This is a genomic window from Mesorhizobium sp. B2-1-3, assembly GCF_006442495.1.
In the GTDB taxonomy this organism is placed as follows: Bacteria; Pseudomonadota; Alphaproteobacteria; order Rhizobiales; family Rhizobiaceae; genus Mesorhizobium.
The window spans coordinates 421,747-438,838 of sequence record NZ_VFWL01000001.1; the positions used below are offsets into that span (position 1 = coordinate 421,747).

A 17,092-nucleotide genomic window follows, 5' to 3' on the forward strand; every position below is an offset into this window, starting at 1 on the left:
AAAAGGCGGCTTGCTCTTTCAGCCGGCCGACGATAAAAGACGGGTCTTCCTTCCCGTCATGCGCCGCCCTTCATTGCTTTTGGCCGCGCCCGGCATTTATCGCATCCCGCCGATTTCCTCCCAAAAGCCTACCCAGAGTCTATCCTAATGCAAGAAATGAAACTCACCGAGTTCAAGAACAAGAAACCGCCAGAGCTGATCGCCTATGCCGAATCGCTCGAGGTGGAGAACGCCAGCGTCATGCGCAAGCAGGAGCTGATGTTCGCAATCCTCAAGAAGCTGGCCGCCCAGGACATCGAGATCATCGGCGACGGCGTGGTCGAAGTCTTGCAGGACGGTTTCGGTTTCCTGCGCTCGGCCAACGCCAATTATCTGCCCGGTCCCGACGACATCTATATTTCGCCCTCGCAGATCCGGCGCTTTTCGCTCAAGACCGGCGATACGGTCGAAGGGCCGATCCGCAGCCCGAAAGAGGGCGAGCGCTATTTCGCGCTGCTCAAGGTCAACACGATCAATTTCGACGATCCCGAAAAGATCCGCCACAAGATCCACTTCGACAATCTGACGCCGCTTTATCCGACCAAGCGGCTGAAGATGGAGATCGACAACCCGACCTCCAAGGATATCTCGCCGCGCGTGATCGATCTGGTGGCGCCGATCGGCAAGGGCCAACGCGCGTTGATCAACGCGCAGCCGCGTACCGGCAAGACGGTTCTCATGCAGAACATCGCCCACTCGATCACCGCCAACCATCCGGAATGCTACCTGATCGTGCTTCTGATCGACGAGCGGCCGGAGGAAGTGACAGACATGCAGCGCTCGGTGAAGGGCGAGGTGATCTCCTCGACCTTCGACGAGCCGGCGGTGCGCCACGTGCAGGTCGCCGAAATGGTCATCGAGAAGGCCAAGCGGCTGGTCGAGCATGGCCGCGACGTCGTCATCCTGCTCGATTCGATCACCCGCCTCGGCCGCGCCTACAACACCGTGGTGCCGTCCTCCGGCAAGGTGCTGACCGGCGGCGTCGACGCCAATGCGCTGCAGCGTCCGAAGCGCTTCTTCGGTGCTGCCCGCAACATCGAGGAAGGCGGTTCGCTGACCATCATCGCCACCGCGCTGATCGATACCGGCAGCCGCATGGACGAAGTCATCTTCGAAGAGTTCAAGGGCACCGGCAACTGCGAAATCCAGCTCGACCGCAAAGTGGCCGACAAGCGCATCTACCCGGCCATGGACATTCTGAAGTCGGGTACCCGCAAGGAAGACCTGCTGGTGCCGCGCGCTGACCTGCAGAAGATCTTCGTGCTGCGCCGCATCCTGGCGCCGATGGGAACAACCGACGCGATCGAGTTCCTCATCGACAAGCTGAAGCAGACCAAGACCAACGCGGACTTCTTCGATTCGATGAATACGTAGTTCGCAGAGCGAACTCCACTTCTTCGTGATCCTCGGGCTTGACCCGAGGATCCATGCCATGGCCTCGGCCAAAGAGCGCGGCGGACTGGATCTTCCACCTGTTGCAGCGCTCGAAAGTCACGGCATGGATCCTAGGGTCTCCGCGACGGAGCTTCGCCCTAGGATGACGAACTCTGTGGTCTTCGTCGCAATAGCCCTTCCAATTCATCCGGATCGCTCACCGCCGGCAAACACACCTGCCCCGTGCACAGCCACGCGCCCGGCCTGTCGGCGGGAGGCAGGATCCCGCCCGGCAACAGCGTTCGATTCGCCTGTGTACCGATCGCCACCACAATATCCACCCGACGCGGATCGGGATTGCGATTCGCTACTGGAACGAGCGTCGGAACCGCCAGATCGTCCACAAGCACCAGCTTTAGCGGCTCTATGGCGAGCGCCGAGGCGTTGACGATGCCGGCCTGTCCATAGGCCTGGTGCGCCGCGCGGCCGGCGGCATGTTCGGCGACTTTCGTCGCTTTCTCCTGCAGGTCGAGATCGCCGGTCAGCGCGGCGAGCCGGACCAGCGCCTCGATGACCTGGCCGGTGGCCGACGCAATAGCCTCGTCGACATCGCCCCTGATGCGGATCGGCACGTCGGTGCTATCGGATGCCGTGAGATAATAGCCGGTGCCGTCGGCATCGGCGTGCCAGCGGTCGAGCTGCTCGACGAATTGCCGGGCCCGATCGGCGTAGCTCCAATCGCCGGTGGCTTCGAACAGGGCGATCGCCGCATCGGTCATCGACGCATAGTCGCTCGACAGGGCCGGGAACAGTTTCTTGGCGCCGAGCATGGAATGCGGCAGCCGTCCGCCCTCGGCGGAAGAGGCGATCTGGTCGAATGCGGTCTTGGCCGCGTCGATCCAGTCTTGCCGCGCCAGCGAGCGGCCGGCCTCGGCGAGTGCTGCGATCATCTGGCCGTTCCAGTCGGCGAGGACCTTGCCGTCGCGGCCTGGCCTGACGCGCCGTTCACGGACTGCCAGCAGCCTTGCCTTGAGAGCGGCCAGAAGCGGCTGCTCGGCAATGCCTTGCACCTGCTGGGCCTGCGTCTGGTGGACAACGGGCTTGCCTTCCCAACCGGGTGGGCTGGAGAGCATGAAGTTGTTGAAAAACAACGGTGAATCGTCGCCGAGCGCGGTCTCGATCTCTTCCCGGCTCCAGGTGTAGAAAAGGCCCTCCTCGCCCTCGCTGTCGGCATCGAGACTGGCGGCGAAGGCGCCGCCATCGAGGCGCATCTCGCGCAGCAGCCAGCCGATGGTCTCCTCGATTCGGACCCGGAACAAACACTTCCCGCTCGCGGCATGGGCCCAGTTGCAAAAACGGATGAGCTGCGCGTTGTCGTAGAGCATCTTTTCGAAATGCGGCACCAGCCATTGCGCGTCGGTGGAATAGCGGCTGAGACCGCCGCCGACATGATCGTAGATGCCGCCGGCCAGCATCCGTTCGAGGCTCAACAGGACATCGTCGCGATGGCCGGTATCGCCGTCGCGCAGCCAGGACAGCCACAGTGTCTGCATGAATGGCGCATTGGGGAATTTCGGCGCGCCGCGCAGGCCGCCGAGATCCTTGTCGATCATGCCGTCTATGCCTCTGGCGAGCGCGGCAAGCGTGTCGCGGTCGAGCGCGGTGCGGGCATGCGCGCCGGCGAGCCGGGTTTCGACATGCGAAGTCAGCCCGTCGGCGCTCTGGTTCAGGCTTGCTCTTTTCTCGCGCCAGGCCTTGTCGATCGCCTCCATGACCTGGATGAAGCCCGGGCGGCCATAGCGCGGCTCGCGCGGGAAATAGGTGCCGCCCCAGAAAGGCTTGCCGTCCGAGGTCAGGAACATGGTGAGCGGCCAGCCGCCCTGCTCGCCCATCGAGGACAGCGCCGCCATGTAGATCTGGTCGATGTCGGGACGCTCCTCGCGGTCGACCTTGATATTGACGAACAGACGGTTCATGACGGCGGCGACGTCGTCATTCTCGAAGCTTTCATGGGCCATGACGTGGCACCAGTGGCAGGCGGCATAGCCGATCGACAGCAGGATCGGCCGATCCAGCGCCCTCGCCTCGTCAAGCGACGCCGGCGACCAGGCCCGCCAATGCACCGGATTGCCGCTGTGCTGCTGCAAATAGGGGCTGGCTTCGTCGGCAAGCAGATTTTGCGCAGGCAGTGTCACGATGAGCGGTCCGGCGAAACAGGGGTTGGATAGTGAAGCTAGGGCGGTCCAACAAGGCGGGCAAATGATTTCGGCCGACACCATCGTCGCGCTTTCCAGCGGCCGCCTGCCCGCCGGCGTCGCCGTCATCCGCATTTCGGGGCCAAAGACTCGATTCGTTGTCGAAACGATCGCCGGCGGTATGGTTAAGGGCCGCGTGGCCAGCCTGCGCAAGCTGCGGGCGCCCGATGGCGGCGTGCTCGACAGTGGCCTGGTGATCTTTTTCCCCGGCCCCGGCAGCTTCACCGGCGAGGACGTGGCGGAATTCCAGGTGCATGGCGGCCGCGCCGTGGTGGCGAGGCTGTTGGAGACGATCGCCGGTTTCGAAGGCGTCAGGCACGCCGAAGCGGGCGAGTTTACGCGCCGGGCCTTCCTCAATGGCAAGGTCGATCTGGTAAGGACGGAAGCGCTGGCCGATCTGGTCAACGCCGAGACCGAGGCGCAGCGGCGCTTCGCGGTGCAGAATGCCGAGGGCGCGCAAGCCGAGCTTTATCTGAGCTGGCGGCAGCGGCTGATCCATGCGCGCGCCATGATCGAGGCCGAGATCGACTTTGCCGACGAGGACGATATTCCCGGGTCCGTTTCGGACACGGTCTGGTCTGACGTCTCGGCGATGATTGGGGAGATCGACCGCCACATTGCCGGGTTTCGTGCCGGCGAAATCCTCCGCGACGGGTTCGAGGTCGTTATCCTCGGCGCCCCAAACGCCGGCAAGTCGAGCCTGTTCAACGCTTTGGCGCGGCGCGATGCAGCTATTGTAACGGATGAGCCGGGCACGACGCGGGACCTGCTCGAGATCGTACTTGACCTCGAAGGCCTGCGGGTCAGGCTGACCGACACCGCAGGCCTGCGCGATGCGGCCGGCAAGGTGGAAGCGATCGGCATCGAGAAGGCGCGATCCAAGGCGCATGGCGCCGACCTCTTGCTCATCCTCGAGGATATGGCCGACCCGCATCCCGTTGCTCTTCAACGCGAGGGGATCGCGACCCTGCGCGTGGGCACCAAGCTCGATCTGGTGCACGGGCAAGCCGCTGCCGGGGGCTATGATCGCGCCATCTCGACGAAGGACGGGACCGGCGTGGCGGAGCTGTTGACCGAAATCGCCAGGCTCGCGGCCGCGCAGGTCGCCGAAGCGGGCGACATCCTGCCCTCACGGCTTCGCCACGTTGAATTGCTAGGCGAAGCCAACCGCTTCCTGCTGCGCGCGGCCGAGAGCCCGGACGCCGGGCAGGAACTGCGCGCCGAGGATCTGCGGCTGGCCGCCGACCGGCTCGGCCGGATCGTCGGCGCGGTCGATGTCGAGGACATGCTGGATGTGATTTTCTCGCAGTTCTGCATCGGGAAATGATTCACGTGGAACATTGTCGGGGCGCGGACGCCGTCGAGCCTCCCTTCTCCCCGTCCCTATACGGGGAGAAGGTGCCGGCAGGCGGATGAGGGGCAGCGCTGACCTCGGCTTCTATCACGACGGGCCCGGCCGATGACTCACGTGAAACAGAGGGGCTCTCCAACCCGACGTTGTTTCACGTGAAACGGCTGCGCCGGGGTCAATCGCCAGCGTCGGCGCTACCCCGTACTTGCCTGCCGGCATTCTCTTATCCGGCATGCTCTTATAAAGACGGGGAGAGGGCCCTGTTATTTCCGGTTTCGGCAATTATCAGCCTTGTAAATGAAGGTGCCGGCTTTGCGGTCAGCGCTGTCTCCCTGTGCCAGGGAGGAGTGCCGACACCGCGCCGGGGGGCGGCGCCGGCGGTCGATACACGTGACGCACGTGAAACACTACAATGAGGCTCGCCGTCCTGTTTCACGTGAAACTCCCGCGAAGTTTCTTGACACCGTCCCGCTGCGGGGACATCTCTCCACCAAACTTCGGATCCAGGACGTTTGAAATGACCGATCACTATGATGTGGTTGTGGTGGGTGGCGGCCATGCGGGCAGCGAGGCGGCCAGCGCGGCTGCGCGTGCGGGCGCCAGGACAGCGCTGGTGACGCTTCGTTTCGACACGATTGGCGTGATGTCCTGCAATCCGGCCATTGGCGGGCTCGGCAAGGGCCATCTGGTGCGCGAGATCGATGCCATGGACGGGCTGATGGGCCGGGTGGCGGACGCGGCCGGCATCCAGTTTCGCCTGCTCAATCGGCGCAAGGGGCCAGCCGTGCGCGGCCCGCGCACCCAGGCCGACCGGAAACTTTACCGGCTCGCCATGCAGGAAGCGATCCGGCAGCAGAACGGTCTCGATGTGATCGAGGGCGAGGTGCTCGACTTCGACATCGACGATTCGGGATGCCTGCGCGCCGTTCTCCTGGCCGATGGCCGGCGCCTTGCCAGCGGCGCGGTGGTCCTGACCACCGGAACCTTCCTACGCGGGCTGATCCATATCGGCGAGAAGAAGATTGTCGCCGGCCGCATGAACGAACAAGCGAGCCTAGGGCTGTCGGCGACGATGAGCCGCGCAGGCTTCAAGCTCGGCCGGCTGAAGACCGGCACGCCGCCGCGCCTCGACGGGCGCACCATCGACTGGGCGTCGCTGGAACGCCAGGCGGCGGATGACGAACCGGTGCCGTTCTCGCTGCTGACCGACCGCATCGAGACGCCGCAGATCGAATGCGGCATCACGCGCACGACCGCGGCCACGCATGAACTGATCCGCGCCAATCTCGGGCGCTCGGCCATGTATTCGGGCTCGATCGAAGGCGTCGGGCCGCGCTACTGTCCGTCGATCGAAGACAAGATCGTCAAGTTCGGCGACCGCGAAGGCCACCAGATTTTTCTAGAGCCGGAAGGCCTGGACGACGACACGGTCTATCCCAACGGCATCTCGACCTCGCTGCCGGAGGAGGTTCAGCTCGAAATCTTGAAGACCATCCCGGGGCTGGACCGAGCGGTGATGCTGCAGCCCGGTTATGCCATCGAATACGACCATGTCGACCCGCGCGAGCTTCATCCGACCTTGGAGACGAAGCGCGTCGGGGGCCTGTTTCTAGCCGGGCAGATCAACGGCACGACCGGCTATGAGGAGGCCGCCGCGCAAGGTCTGCTGGCGGGCCTCAATGCCGCAAGGCGGGCGTCGGGCAGCGAGCAGGTCGTGCTCAGCCGCACCGAAGCCTATATCGGCGTCATGGTCGACGATCTGACCAGCCGCGGCATCAGCGAGCCTTACCGCATGTTCACCTCGCGCGCCGAATTCCGGCTTTCGCTGCGCGCCGACAATGCCGACGAGCGGCTGACGCCGCTGGCTGCAAGTCTGGGTATAGCGTCAGCCGGGCGGATGCGGCGGTTTGGCGAGGTGGAGCAGCGTCTCGCCGAAGCGCGCCGGCTGGCGCTCGGCGTCAAGCTGACACCCAACGAGGCGGCGCGCCACGGGCTGGAGGTCAATCGCGACGGCGTGCGCAGATCCGCCTATGAGCTGCTCGCCTATCCCGGCGTCGACGTGGCTTGGCTGGCCCGAATCGATGGGAATTTCGGGACGATCGACGCCAGGACGGCGGAGCGCCTCGAAACGGAAGCGAAATATTCAGTCTATCTCGATCGCCAGAAGAGCGACGTCGCCCAGATCCGGCACGAGGAAAGCCGGCTCATCCCCGAGTCGCTCGACTTCGCCGAGGTGCCGGGACTATCGAACGAGCTGAAGCAGAAGATGCATGCGCGGCGACCGCGTTCGGTTGCCGACGCGCAGCGCATGGAAGGGATGACGCCAGCGGCGCTGGCCATCATCGTCGCTCATGTCAGGCATTCCGAGAGCGCGCAAAGGGACGTCGCGTGAGCGCTGCCTCCTGGGAGAGCCTGCGCAACGCCGCCGGTCCGGTTTCACGTGAAACATTCGATCGCCTGGTGGCGTTCGAAGAGATGTTCCAGAAATGGAATCGCAGCATCAATCTTGTCGCGCAGTCGACAGCAGGCGATGTCTGGCAACGCCACATACTGGACAGCGCGCAGCTCTGGCGAATCGAGGACAAAGCGCGGCGATGGGTCGATATCGGCTCGGGCGGCGGATTTCCGGGACTGGTGCTGGCGTTCCTGCTTGCCGAGCGTGACGGCGCCAGCATCGACCTGGTCGAAAGCAATCGCAAGAAAGCGGGATTCCTGCAAGCCGTCGTCGGCCAGTTCGGCCTGCCGGCGCGTGTCGTGGCGCGCCGCATCGATGACAGCCATGCGCTTGTTTCGGCACCGGAAATCGTCACGGCGCGGGCGCTGGCGCCGCTTTCGACCTTGCTTGAGCTGGCGGGGCCGTGGCTGACATCAGGCGCGCGTGGGCTGTTCCACAAAGGCCGGGATTACCGCGCCGAAGTGCAAGAAAGCGTTAACCGCTGGAGCTTCGATCTGGTAGAACATCCAAGCATGACCGACCCTGGCGGCGTCATCCTTGAACTGTCCAATGTGCGACCTGTCTGAACAAAGACCTGTCCGAATCTCTGTTGGCGACCCAAAATGAATTCCTGGCATAGACCCATGATGAAGAACGGCCCTCGAATCATCACCGTAGCCAACCAGAAGGGCGGTGTCGGCAAGACCACCACTGCCATCAACCTGGCCACCGCGCTGGCGGCGATCGGCGAGAAGGTGCTGATCGTCGACCTCGATCCGCAAGGCAATGCCAGCACCGGCCTCGGCATCGACCGCAAGGACCGCACGGTGTCGTCCTATGACGTGCTGACCGGCGAGCTGGAGCTGGAGGAGGCGGCGATCCCGACGGCCGTGCCCGGCCTGTCGATCGTGCCATCGACCCTCGATTTGCTCGGCATCGAGATGGAGATCGCCTCGGCGCCGGACCGGGTGCTGCGGCTGCGCAACGCCCTGCGCGCCGCGTCGGCGCGTTCGGCTGGTTTCGGTTATGTGCTGATCGACTGTCCGCCGTCGCTCAATCTCTTGACCTTGAATTCGATGGCGGCGGCCGATTCCGTTCTGGTGCCGCTGCAATGCGAGTTCTTCGCGCTGGAAGGTCTCAGCCAGCTGCTCGAAACCGTCGAGCAGGTGCGCCGCTCGATCAACCCGGATCTCACCATCCAGGGCATCGTGCTGACCATGTATGACGGCCGCAACAACCTCGCCAACCAGGTGGTGCAGGACGTGCGCGAGCATATGGGTGACAAGGTCTACGAGACCATCATTCCGCGCAATGTGCGGGTGTCTGAAGCGCCGTCCTACGGCAAACCGGCGATCCTCTACGACCTCAAATGCTCCGGCAGCCAGGCTTATCTGCAGCTTGCGTCGGAAGTGATCCGCCGCGAGCGTAAATTGCGCGCCGCTTAACAAGCGGCCGCGCATGGAGCAAAAGCCGATTCGATACCGAAACAATCTGGAACCGAAATGAGCGAAGACCTTTCGAGAAAGAGACTGGGCCGCGGGCTGGCGGCGCTGATCGGCGAGATCGACCGTCCGAGCGCGCCGGAGAAGCCTGGGATGAGTGCCGACGGCAAGGTACCGATCGAGTTCCTGACGCCCAATCCGAAAAACCCGCGCCGGCATTTCGGCGACGCCGAGTTGACCGACCTGGCGCAATCGATCCGCGAGCATGGGGTGGTGCAGCCGGTGGTGGCGCGGCCTTCGCCGTCGCAGGCCGGGCGCTACGAGATCATCGCCGGCGAGCGGCGCTGGCGTGCCGCGCAACGCGCCGGATTGACCGAGATCCCGGTCATCGTGCGCGAGGTCAACGACCGCACGGCGCTGGAACTGGCAATCATCGAGAACGTCCAGCGCGCCGATCTCAACCCGGTCGAGGAAGCGCTCGGCTATCAGCAGCTCATCGACGATCACGGCTACACCCAGGCCGATCTCGGCCAGGTCATCGGCAAAAGCCGCAGCCATGTCGCCAACACGCTGCGGCTGCTGAAGCTGCCCGACGTGATCCGCGACATGCTGGTCGACGGGGCGTTGTCGGCGGGCCATGCCCGCACGCTGGTGACGGCGGAGGACCCGGCGGGGCTTGCCAAGCGCATCGTCGAGGAAGGGCTCTCGGTGCGCCAGGCCGAAGCGCTGGCGCAGATGCTGGCCGGTCCGACCCCGGCGAAGCCGAAGCAGGCGAAAAGCGCGCCGGAAAAAGACGCCGACACGCTGGCGCTGGAAAAGCTGATGACCGGCACGCTCGGCATGATCGTGACCATCGACCACACGAACAAAGGCGGCGAGATTCGCGTGGCGTACCGGACGCTGGAGCAGCTTGACGAGCTGTGTCGGAGATTGAAACAAGAGCGGTAGTTAGCCGGCGAACTTCAACAAAGCGGAAGCTACAACGCAGGGAAAACGAGGGCTGGCTGTCCGCCAGCCCTTTCGTTTGAAGCGCTGGGGATTGGCGAAAAAGCAGCGCCATCGGCATCCGTCGCCAGCCGCGCTCGCGGCTTGACAGTGCCCGGCAACGGCGTAACCTCTATTAGACAAGGCTTAAATTAATTGCCCTAGCGTGCCGGTCAGTCGCGGCGAGGGCTATCTGCCATTCCTGCAACAGGCGTGAAATGGCACCGCCTCGCCAAAGCAATATGCCGACGCGCGCCTGACGCAAATGGGAGGTGCAAATGGCAGTCCGTTGGCAATTGTCCGGAAGTTACTTCGAAAACTGTAGCTGCGATGTCGTGTGTCCTTGCCTGCTGTCCACCAACGCGCAGCTGACATCAAGGCCGACGAACGGCGTTTGCGACGTCGGCCTGGTCTTTCATATCGATACGGGCAGTTACGGCGACGTCCGGTTGGATGGGCTCAGCGTCGCCATGGTTGCCCACACGCCGGGTCCGATGGCAGACGGCAATTGGACGGCCGCCGCCTATATCGACGAACGGGCCGATGACAGGCAGACAGAGGCGCTAGGCGCCATCTTCACTGGCGTCGCGGGCGGCCCGATGGCGGTGCTGGCACCCTTGATCGGCACGAATCTCGGCGCCAAGAAGGTACCAATAACCTACCGGATAGACGGCAAGAAGCGGTCGGCGGAGATTGCCGGCGTCATGCGAATGGCGGTCGAGCCGCTGCCGACGATGCGCGAGGACGGGCAGATGTGGGCGGCCACCGGCCATCCCGTCAATCCCGACTGGCTCGCCTTGGCGATGGGGGCGGAAGGCAGTACATTCAGCGACCATGGCATGAGCTGGGACAATTCCCGCCGAAACGGACACTACGCCCCGATCAACTGGTCTGGCCAGCAGTAGCCGTTGGCCGCATGGTACGGGACGTACTTCGTCCATGGTGCAGACGTTGCAGCGATACATCATTCTCGCGCTGCTGATCGCTATCGCGGCGGCGGCATGGACCTTGCTCATCCGGCAGCAGGCGGGCATGGGCGCGGACATGCGCATGGAAATGTACTCGCTCACCATGGGCATGAAGGCGCCGCTGTTTCTTGCCGTCTGGATGATCATGATGATTGCCATGATGTTTCCGACGGCCGCACCCATGATCCTGACATTTCACCGGGTCCAGGCGGGCAAACGGGGCCGGGGCGAGACCTTTGTCTCGAGCTGGGTGTTCGTGGCCGGGTACATGCTAGTCTGGGGCGTGATGGGCGTTATCGCCTTTGCCGGCGCGGCGGGTGCAGAGATGCTCGCCGGGCATGTGGGATTGTCCACGGCGACGGCCGCGCGTTTCGGCGGCGCGCTGCTGATGCTTGGGGGCGCCTATCAACTTTCCCCACTGAAGGATCTGTGTCTGGCCAAATGCCGCACGCCGATCGGCTTCATCCTGACCTCATGGCGCGATGGTTACTGGGGCGCGGTTCGCATGGGCCTGGAGCATGGACTTTTCTGCCTGGGCTGCTGCTGGCTTCTGTTTCTCGCCCTCTTTCCTCTCGGGATCATGAACGTTGCCGCAATGGCCGTGGTCACCTTGCTGATATTCGCGGAAAAGACCCTGCCGTCTGGAAATGGGATCGCGAAGCTGTCGGGGATCGCTCTGCTGCTCTATGGCGCGGCGGTGCTGGTCTTTCCACAGGCGCTGCCGACCTTTGAGCCGGTAGGCGCCATGACAATGAATTGACCAACGGAGGGAATTGACCAACGGAGGCAGGCGCCCGGTGCCGAAAGGGCCTAACGCTGTGCCAGCCTCGCGCTTTCCACCGCGATGCCGAGCAGCGCCTGCCTTGCCAGCGCCACCGACAGGTCCGGCCTTCGCCGCGTCTGCAGCACGGCGGTCTGCAGCCGGGTCAGCGCGCGGCCGAGCGCCTCGACGCTCCAGCGTTCCAGCGCCTTCTCCACCAGCTTGCGGCGCGAGAAGAAAACCGGCGGGCGCGCCGCCGCCACCACCGACGCGGCATTGCGGCCGCCGGCCTCCATCTGGCCGCGCATGGACTGCATCGCCTGAAACTGCCGCATCGCCGAGGACAGCACCAGGAAGGGTTGGCCGCCTGCCTGGCAATGGCGGGTGAAGGCGGTGTCGAACTCGCCGACCTTGCCTTCGAGAAGCGCGTCGACGGCATCGTCGAAGGACGCGCCGGAAACGTCGCCGGACATCGCCCTGACGTCGTCGAGGCCGATTTCCTTCTGGCCATGGACATAAAGCAGCAGCTTGTCGATCTCGCCGCGCGAGGCCAGCCGGTCGCCGCCGAGATTGCGGCGCAGCGCCTGTCTTGCCTCAAGCGTCATCGTCGCGCCGGTCTTGCGCAGCTCGTCGTCGATCACGGCATCGATGTCCCTGGCCTCGTCGGCATAGCAGGGCAGCGCCATGGCGTTGTCGGCCGCCTCGACGACGGCGCGCAGCCCGACGCCCTTCTTGAGATCGCCGGCCTCGATGAGGATGATCGCGTCCCGCACGGGCTCCGCCGTCAGCGCCTTGACGTCGTCGGCCAGCGCCTTCTGGCCGCCGGCATTGCGCACCCACAGCAGGCGGCGGTCGGAAAACATCGGCACGGTGCGCGCCTCGTCGAGCAGCCGGCCCTCGTCGCGCTCGACTTCGGAGCCGTCGAGCCTGACCACCGAGAAGGGGTCGTCGAGCGGCAGGCCGGTCGCGGCGGCAAAAGCCTTGGCGCGCTCCGAGACAAGGCCGCGATCGGGGCCATAAAGCAGGACGATCGCCATGCGCGGGTCCGGCTTCGCGAGCCAGGAATCCACTTCGTATGCTTTCTTCTGTGCCATCGAGGGTGGTTAGCATGATGTTGGGGCGGAGTGAACGTCTTCCAGTTCAACTCCGAAGGACTGCTTCGAGGGAAGATCGACCCCCACTCCGTCGAGCTGCGCTCGACACCTCTCCCCCGATCGACGGGGGAGAGGAAGGGCGCGGGTTCGCCAAGGTTGACGCCTTTCTCTCCTTCCATGGGGAGAAGAACAGCGCGGGTTCGCCAAAGCTTGGCGCCTTTCCTCTCCCTCCGGAGGGGGGAGAGGTGGCCCGGCGCAGCCGGGACGGAGTGGGGGAAGCCGTTTGCCAAACGCGCCGCCGCCGCAAGACACGCGCAACCCCGGCGAGGAAGAAAACCCAGGCAATCAGGCGGAGCATCGCTTCGATGAAAGGTCGACCCCCACTCCGTCGAGCTGCGCTCGACACCTCTCCCCCGATCGACGGGGGAGAGGAATGCGCCTGGCTTGGCGAACCGGCGCCTTTTCTTTTCTTCCGCAGGCGTGAAAGTGGGCGCGGCAGCCAAGCTTGCCAAGCAATCACCTTATCTGGCGACAAACCTCACGCGACCTTGCACCTAATTGCGCGGCGCCGCCCAACATCGACAAGAAATTTCGCCGACATATCTTCATCTTGGTGCGCGGCAGGCTGTATCGGCCGGCTTGGCCGGCCCGATGCCCGGAGGCTTGCCCGGTGAATTCGCACTGGCGGCGCGGATATGCAAATATCGGTGCCGGGCGACATGGAGGACGAAGGTCATGGCCGATGCTGGGATGTTGCGCTTCCATGTTCCGGAGCCCGAGGTGCGGCCGGGCGGCACGCCTGATTTCTCCAACGTGACCATTGCCGCGGCCGGCTCGGTGCCGCGCCCCGAAATCGATGTCGATCCGCGCATCATCCGCGACATGGCCTTCTCGATCATCCGGGTGCTGAACCGCGCCGGCGAGGCGGTGGGGCCGTGGGCGGGGCTGCTCTCCGACGAGGAACTGCTCGAAGGCCTGCGCCACATGATGACGCTGAGGACCTTCGATGCGCGCATGCAGATGGCGCAGCGGCAGGGCAAGACCTCCTTCTACATGCAGCATCTGGGCGAAGAGGCGGTGAGCTGCGCCTTCCGCAAGGCGCTCGCCCCCGGCGACATGAATTTCCCGACCTATCGGCAGGCCGGGCTGCTCATCGCCGACGGCTACCCGATGGTCACGATGATGAACCAGATCTATTCCAACGAGGCCGACCCGCTGAAGGGCCGGCAATTGCCCATCATGTATTCGTCGAAGGAGCACGGCTTCTTCTCGATCTCGGGCAATCTGGCGACGCAGTATATCCAGGCGGTCGGCTGGGCTATGGCCTCGGCGATCTCGAACGACTCAAGGATCGCCGCGGCCTGGATCGGCGACGGCTCGACCGCGGAATCCGACTTCCATTCGGCGCTGGTGTTCGCCTCCACCTACAAGGCGCCCGTGGTGCTCAATGTCGTCAACAACCAGTGGGCAATCTCGACGTTTCAAGGCATAGCGCGCGGCGGCGCGGGCACTTTCGCCGCGCGCGGGCTGGGTTTCGGCATCCCGGCGCTGCGCGTCGACGGCAACGACTATCTCGCCGTCCATGCGGTGGCGAAATGGGCGGCCGAGCGCGCGCGCAGCAACCTGGGGCCGACGCTGGTCGAATATGTCACCTACCGCGCCGGCGCCCATTCGAGCTCGGACGATCCCTCGGCCTACCGGCCGAAGACCGAATCCGATGCCTGGCCGCTCGGCGACCCGGTGGTGCGGCTGAAGAACCATCTCATCCGGCTCGGCGTCTGGTCGGAGGAGCGGCACAAGCAGGCCGAAGCGGAAATCCTCGATACGGTGATCGCGGCGCAGAAGGAGGCCGAAAGCCACGGCACGCTGCACGCCGGCGGCAAGCCGTCGACGCGCGACATGTTCGAGGGGCTCTATGCCGAGATGCCGCCGCATCTCAGGCGCCAGCGCCAGCAGGCGGGGGTCTGAGCCATGCCGAGGCGGACCATGATCGAGGCCATTCGCGACGCCATGGACGTGTCGATGGAGCGCGACGAGAAAGTGGTGGTGTTCGGCGAGGATGTCGGCTTTTTCGGCGGCGTGTTCCGCTGCACGCAAGGCCTGCAGGCGAAATACGGCAAGAGCCGCTGCTTCGACGCACCGATCAACGAATCCGGCATTGTCGGCTCGGCCATCGGCATGGCCGCCTATGGGCTGAAGCCGTGCGTGGAGATCCAGTTTGCCGACTACATGTACCCGGCTTACGACCAGCTGACCCAGGAAGCCGCGAGGCTGCGCTATCGCTCGAACGGCGACTTCACCTGCCCGATCGTGGTGCGCATGCCGACCGGCGGCGGCATATTCGGCGGCCAGACGCACAGCCAGAGCCCGGAAGCGTTGTTCACCCATGTGTCGGGGCTGAAGACTGTCGTGCCCTCGAACCCGCATGACGCCAAGGGACTGCTGATCGCGGCGATCGAAGATCCCGACCCGGTCATCTTCCTCGAGCCGAAGCGGCTCTACAACGGTCCGTTCGACGGCCATCACGACCGTCCGGTGACGCCGTGGTCGAAGCACGAGCTGGGCGAGGTCGCCGACGGCCACTACATCGTGCCGCTCGGCAAGGCCGCGATCCGCCGGGCCGGCTCCGCCGTCACGGTGTTGGCGTACGGCACAATGGTCTATGTCGCGCAGGCGGCGGCCGAGGAGACCGGCATCGATGCCGAGATCGTCGATCTCAGGACGCTGTTGCCGCTCGACCTCGACACCATCGTGGCGTCGGTGAAGAAGACCGGACGCTGCGTCGTGGTGCACGAGGCGACGCTGACCTCCGGCTTCGGAGCGGAGCTGGTCGCGCTTGTGCAGGAAAACTGCTTCTACCATCTGGAGGGACCGGTGGCCCGCGTCGCCGGCTGGGACACGCCCTATCCGCATGCGCAGGAATGGGACTATTTCCCCGGTCCGGCCCGCGTCGGCCGGGCGCTTACGGAAACATTGGAAGCCTAGAACGGGGAGGCCCGACATGGGCGAACACATCATCAAGCTGCCCGATGTCGGCGAGGGCGTCGCCGAGGCGGAACTCGTCGAATGGCATGTCAAGGTCGGCGACATTGTGCGCGAGGACATGATGCTTGCCGCCGTGATGACCGACAAGGCCACGGTCGAAATCCCTTCCCCCGTCGATGGCGAGATCCTGTGGCTGGGTGCCGAGATCGGCGACACCGTGGCGATCGGCTCGCCCATCGTGCGGCTGAAGGTGGCCGGCGAGGGCAATGTCGTTGGCGGTGCGATGCCGGCGGAAGTGACGGCTGAAAGTACCTCCGATGATACGGGGGCTCGCCCGGTGTCGAGCGTGAATCCGTCATCACCCAATCTGGCGCCGTCGTCCTCGGGTTTGTCCCGAGGATCCGCCGTCCCACACGGATATGACGCGACCAGTTCCGGAAGGTCGGTAGATCGTCGGGACAAGCCCGAGGATGACGGCGCTAGGTCCAAGGTCAACAGCGCGCCGCGTGCGCAAGGTGAAAGGCCGCTGGCGTCGCCGGCCGTGCGGCTGCGTGCGAAGGAAGCGGGCATTGACCTCAGGCAGGTCCAGGGAAGCGGCCCGGCCGGTCGCATCGGCCATGAGGACATCGAGGCGTTCCTGGCGCGCGGGCCGCACATGGCCAAGGCATCCGGCCTCGCCCGCAACGATGCCGTCGAGGACATCAAGGTGGTGGGCCTGCGGCGCAAGATCGCCGAGAAGATGACGCTGGCGGCGTCGCGCATCCCGCACATCACCTATGTCGAGGAGGTCGACGTCACCGCGCTCGAGGATCTGCGCGCCGCGCTCAACAAGGAGAAGCGGGCGGCCAAGGGGGTAGAAAGGCCAAAGCTGACGCTGCTGCCGTTCCTGATGCGCGCGATGGTCAGGGCGATCGCGGACCAGCCCAACCTCAATGCGCTGTTCGACGACGAGGCCGGCATCATCCACCAGCATGGCGGCATCCATATCGGCATCGCCGCGCAGACGCCGTCGGGACTGGTCGTGCCCGTCGTCAAGCACGCCGAGGCGCTGGACATCTGGGAATGCGGCGCGGAGGTCGCCAGGCTGGCCGAGGCGGCCAAGTCGGGAACCGCGACGCGCGACGAGCTCTCCGGTTCGACCATAACCATCACCTCGCTCGGCGCCATGGGCGGCGTGGCGACGACTCCGGTCATCAACCACCCGGAAGTCGCGATCCTCGGCGTTAACAAGATGATGGTGCGGCCGGTATGGGACGGCACCCAGTTCATCCCGCGCAAGATGATGAACCTGTCGTCGAGCTTCGACCATCGCGTCATCGACGGCTGGGACGCGGCGGTGTTCATCCAGCGCATCAAGACGCTCCTGGAAACGCCGGCGCTGATTTTCGTGGATTGAGGGTGGATCA

13 protein-coding genes are annotated in these 17,092 nt (G+C 64.8%); 11 read left to right on the forward strand and 2 right to left on the reverse strand.

Annotation, left to right across the window (positions count from 1 at the left end):
- Positions 1-147: 147 nt before the first annotated feature.
- On the forward strand, positions 148-1,413 hold the full coding sequence (gene rho, locus FJ973_RS02190; RefSeq protein ID WP_140491913.1) for a transcription termination factor Rho: 1,266 nt from the start codon (positions 148-150) through the stop codon (positions 1,411-1,413).
- A 158-nt stretch (positions 1,414-1,571) separates the two neighbouring features.
- On the opposite strand, the gene FJ973_RS02195 is transcribed toward rho, so the two are convergent.
- On the reverse strand, positions 1,572-3,608 hold the full coding sequence (locus FJ973_RS02195; protein WP_140554735.1) for a thioredoxin domain-containing protein: 2,037 nt from the start codon (positions 3,606-3,608) through the stop codon (positions 1,572-1,574).
- A gap of 64 nt (positions 3,609-3,672) precedes the next feature.
- Here FJ973_RS02195 and mnmE point away from each other — a divergent pair, with 64 nt between their 5' ends.
- The 7 genes from mnmE to FJ973_RS02230 all read left to right on the forward strand — a co-directional run bounded on the left by mnmE (position 3,673) and on the right by FJ973_RS02230 (position 11,607).
- On the forward strand, positions 3,673-4,995 hold the full coding sequence (mnmE, locus tag FJ973_RS02200; protein WP_140554736.1) for a tRNA uridine-5-carboxymethylaminomethyl(34) synthesis GTPase MnmE: 1,323 nt from the start codon (positions 3,673-3,675) through the stop codon (positions 4,993-4,995).
- 541 nt (positions 4,996-5,536) lie between these two features.
- Entirely contained in the window at positions 5,537-7,411 is a 1,875-nt protein-coding gene (gene mnmG, locus FJ973_RS02205) for a tRNA uridine-5-carboxymethylaminomethyl(34) synthesis enzyme MnmG (protein ID WP_140554737.1), read from the forward strand.
- Positions 7,408-8,040: a 16S rRNA (guanine(527)-N(7))-methyltransferase RsmG gene (gene rsmG, locus FJ973_RS02210; protein WP_140524487.1), complete on the forward strand. Its 633-nt coding sequence runs from the start codon at positions 7,408-7,410 to the stop codon at positions 8,038-8,040. The genes mnmG and rsmG overlap by 4 nt, the downstream gene beginning before the upstream one ends.
- A gap of 57 nt (positions 8,041-8,097) precedes the next feature.
- The gene (locus FJ973_RS02215) at positions 8,098-8,898 is read left to right on the forward strand and encodes a ParA family protein (protein WP_140491929.1); all 801 of its coding nucleotides are present in this window, start codon (positions 8,098-8,100) and stop codon (positions 8,896-8,898) included.
- Positions 8,899-8,955: 57 nt separating this feature from the next.
- The gene (locus FJ973_RS02220; protein ID WP_140554738.1) at positions 8,956-9,843 is read left to right on the forward strand and encodes a ParB/RepB/Spo0J family partition protein; all 888 of its coding nucleotides are present in this window, start codon (positions 8,956-8,958) and stop codon (positions 9,841-9,843) included.
- A gap of 314 nt (positions 9,844-10,157) precedes the next feature.
- Complete coding sequence (locus tag FJ973_RS02225) at positions 10,158-10,784, forward strand: DUF1326 domain-containing protein (RefSeq protein ID WP_140554739.1); 627 nt, start codon at positions 10,158-10,160, stop codon at positions 10,782-10,784.
- A 34-nt stretch (positions 10,785-10,818) separates the two neighbouring features.
- The gene (locus FJ973_RS02230) at positions 10,819-11,607 is read left to right on the forward strand and encodes a DUF2182 domain-containing protein (RefSeq protein WP_140524490.1); all 789 of its coding nucleotides are present in this window, start codon (positions 10,819-10,821) and stop codon (positions 11,605-11,607) included.
- 50 nt (positions 11,608-11,657) lie between these two features.
- Here FJ973_RS02230 and holA read toward each other — a convergent pair whose 3' ends face one another.
- On the reverse strand, positions 11,658-12,701 hold the full coding sequence (gene holA / locus FJ973_RS02235) for a DNA polymerase III subunit delta (RefSeq protein ID WP_140524492.1): 1,044 nt from the start codon (positions 12,699-12,701) through the stop codon (positions 11,658-11,660).
- Positions 12,702-13,436: 735 nt separating this feature from the next.
- On the opposite strand from holA, the gene FJ973_RS02245 reads away from it, so the two are divergent.
- From FJ973_RS02245 to FJ973_RS02255, 3 genes are read left to right on the forward strand one after another with little or no spacing between them, the layout of a single operon-like run.
- Positions 13,437-14,669 (forward strand): 3-methyl-2-oxobutanoate dehydrogenase (2-methylpropanoyl-transferring) subunit alpha, encoded by a 1,233-nt coding sequence (locus tag FJ973_RS02245; RefSeq protein WP_140554740.1) that lies wholly within the window; start codon positions 13,437-13,439, stop codon positions 14,667-14,669.
- Between the two features lie 3 nt (positions 14,670-14,672).
- Positions 14,673-15,686, forward strand: coding sequence for an alpha-ketoacid dehydrogenase subunit beta (locus FJ973_RS02250; protein ID WP_140554741.1), 1,014 nt, complete (start codon positions 14,673-14,675; stop codon positions 15,684-15,686).
- Positions 15,687-15,702: 16 nt separating this feature from the next.
- The gene (locus tag FJ973_RS02255) at positions 15,703-17,082 is read left to right on the forward strand and encodes a dihydrolipoamide acetyltransferase family protein (RefSeq protein WP_140554742.1); all 1,380 of its coding nucleotides are present in this window, start codon (positions 15,703-15,705) and stop codon (positions 17,080-17,082) included.
- Positions 17,083-17,092: the final 10 nt, after the last annotated feature.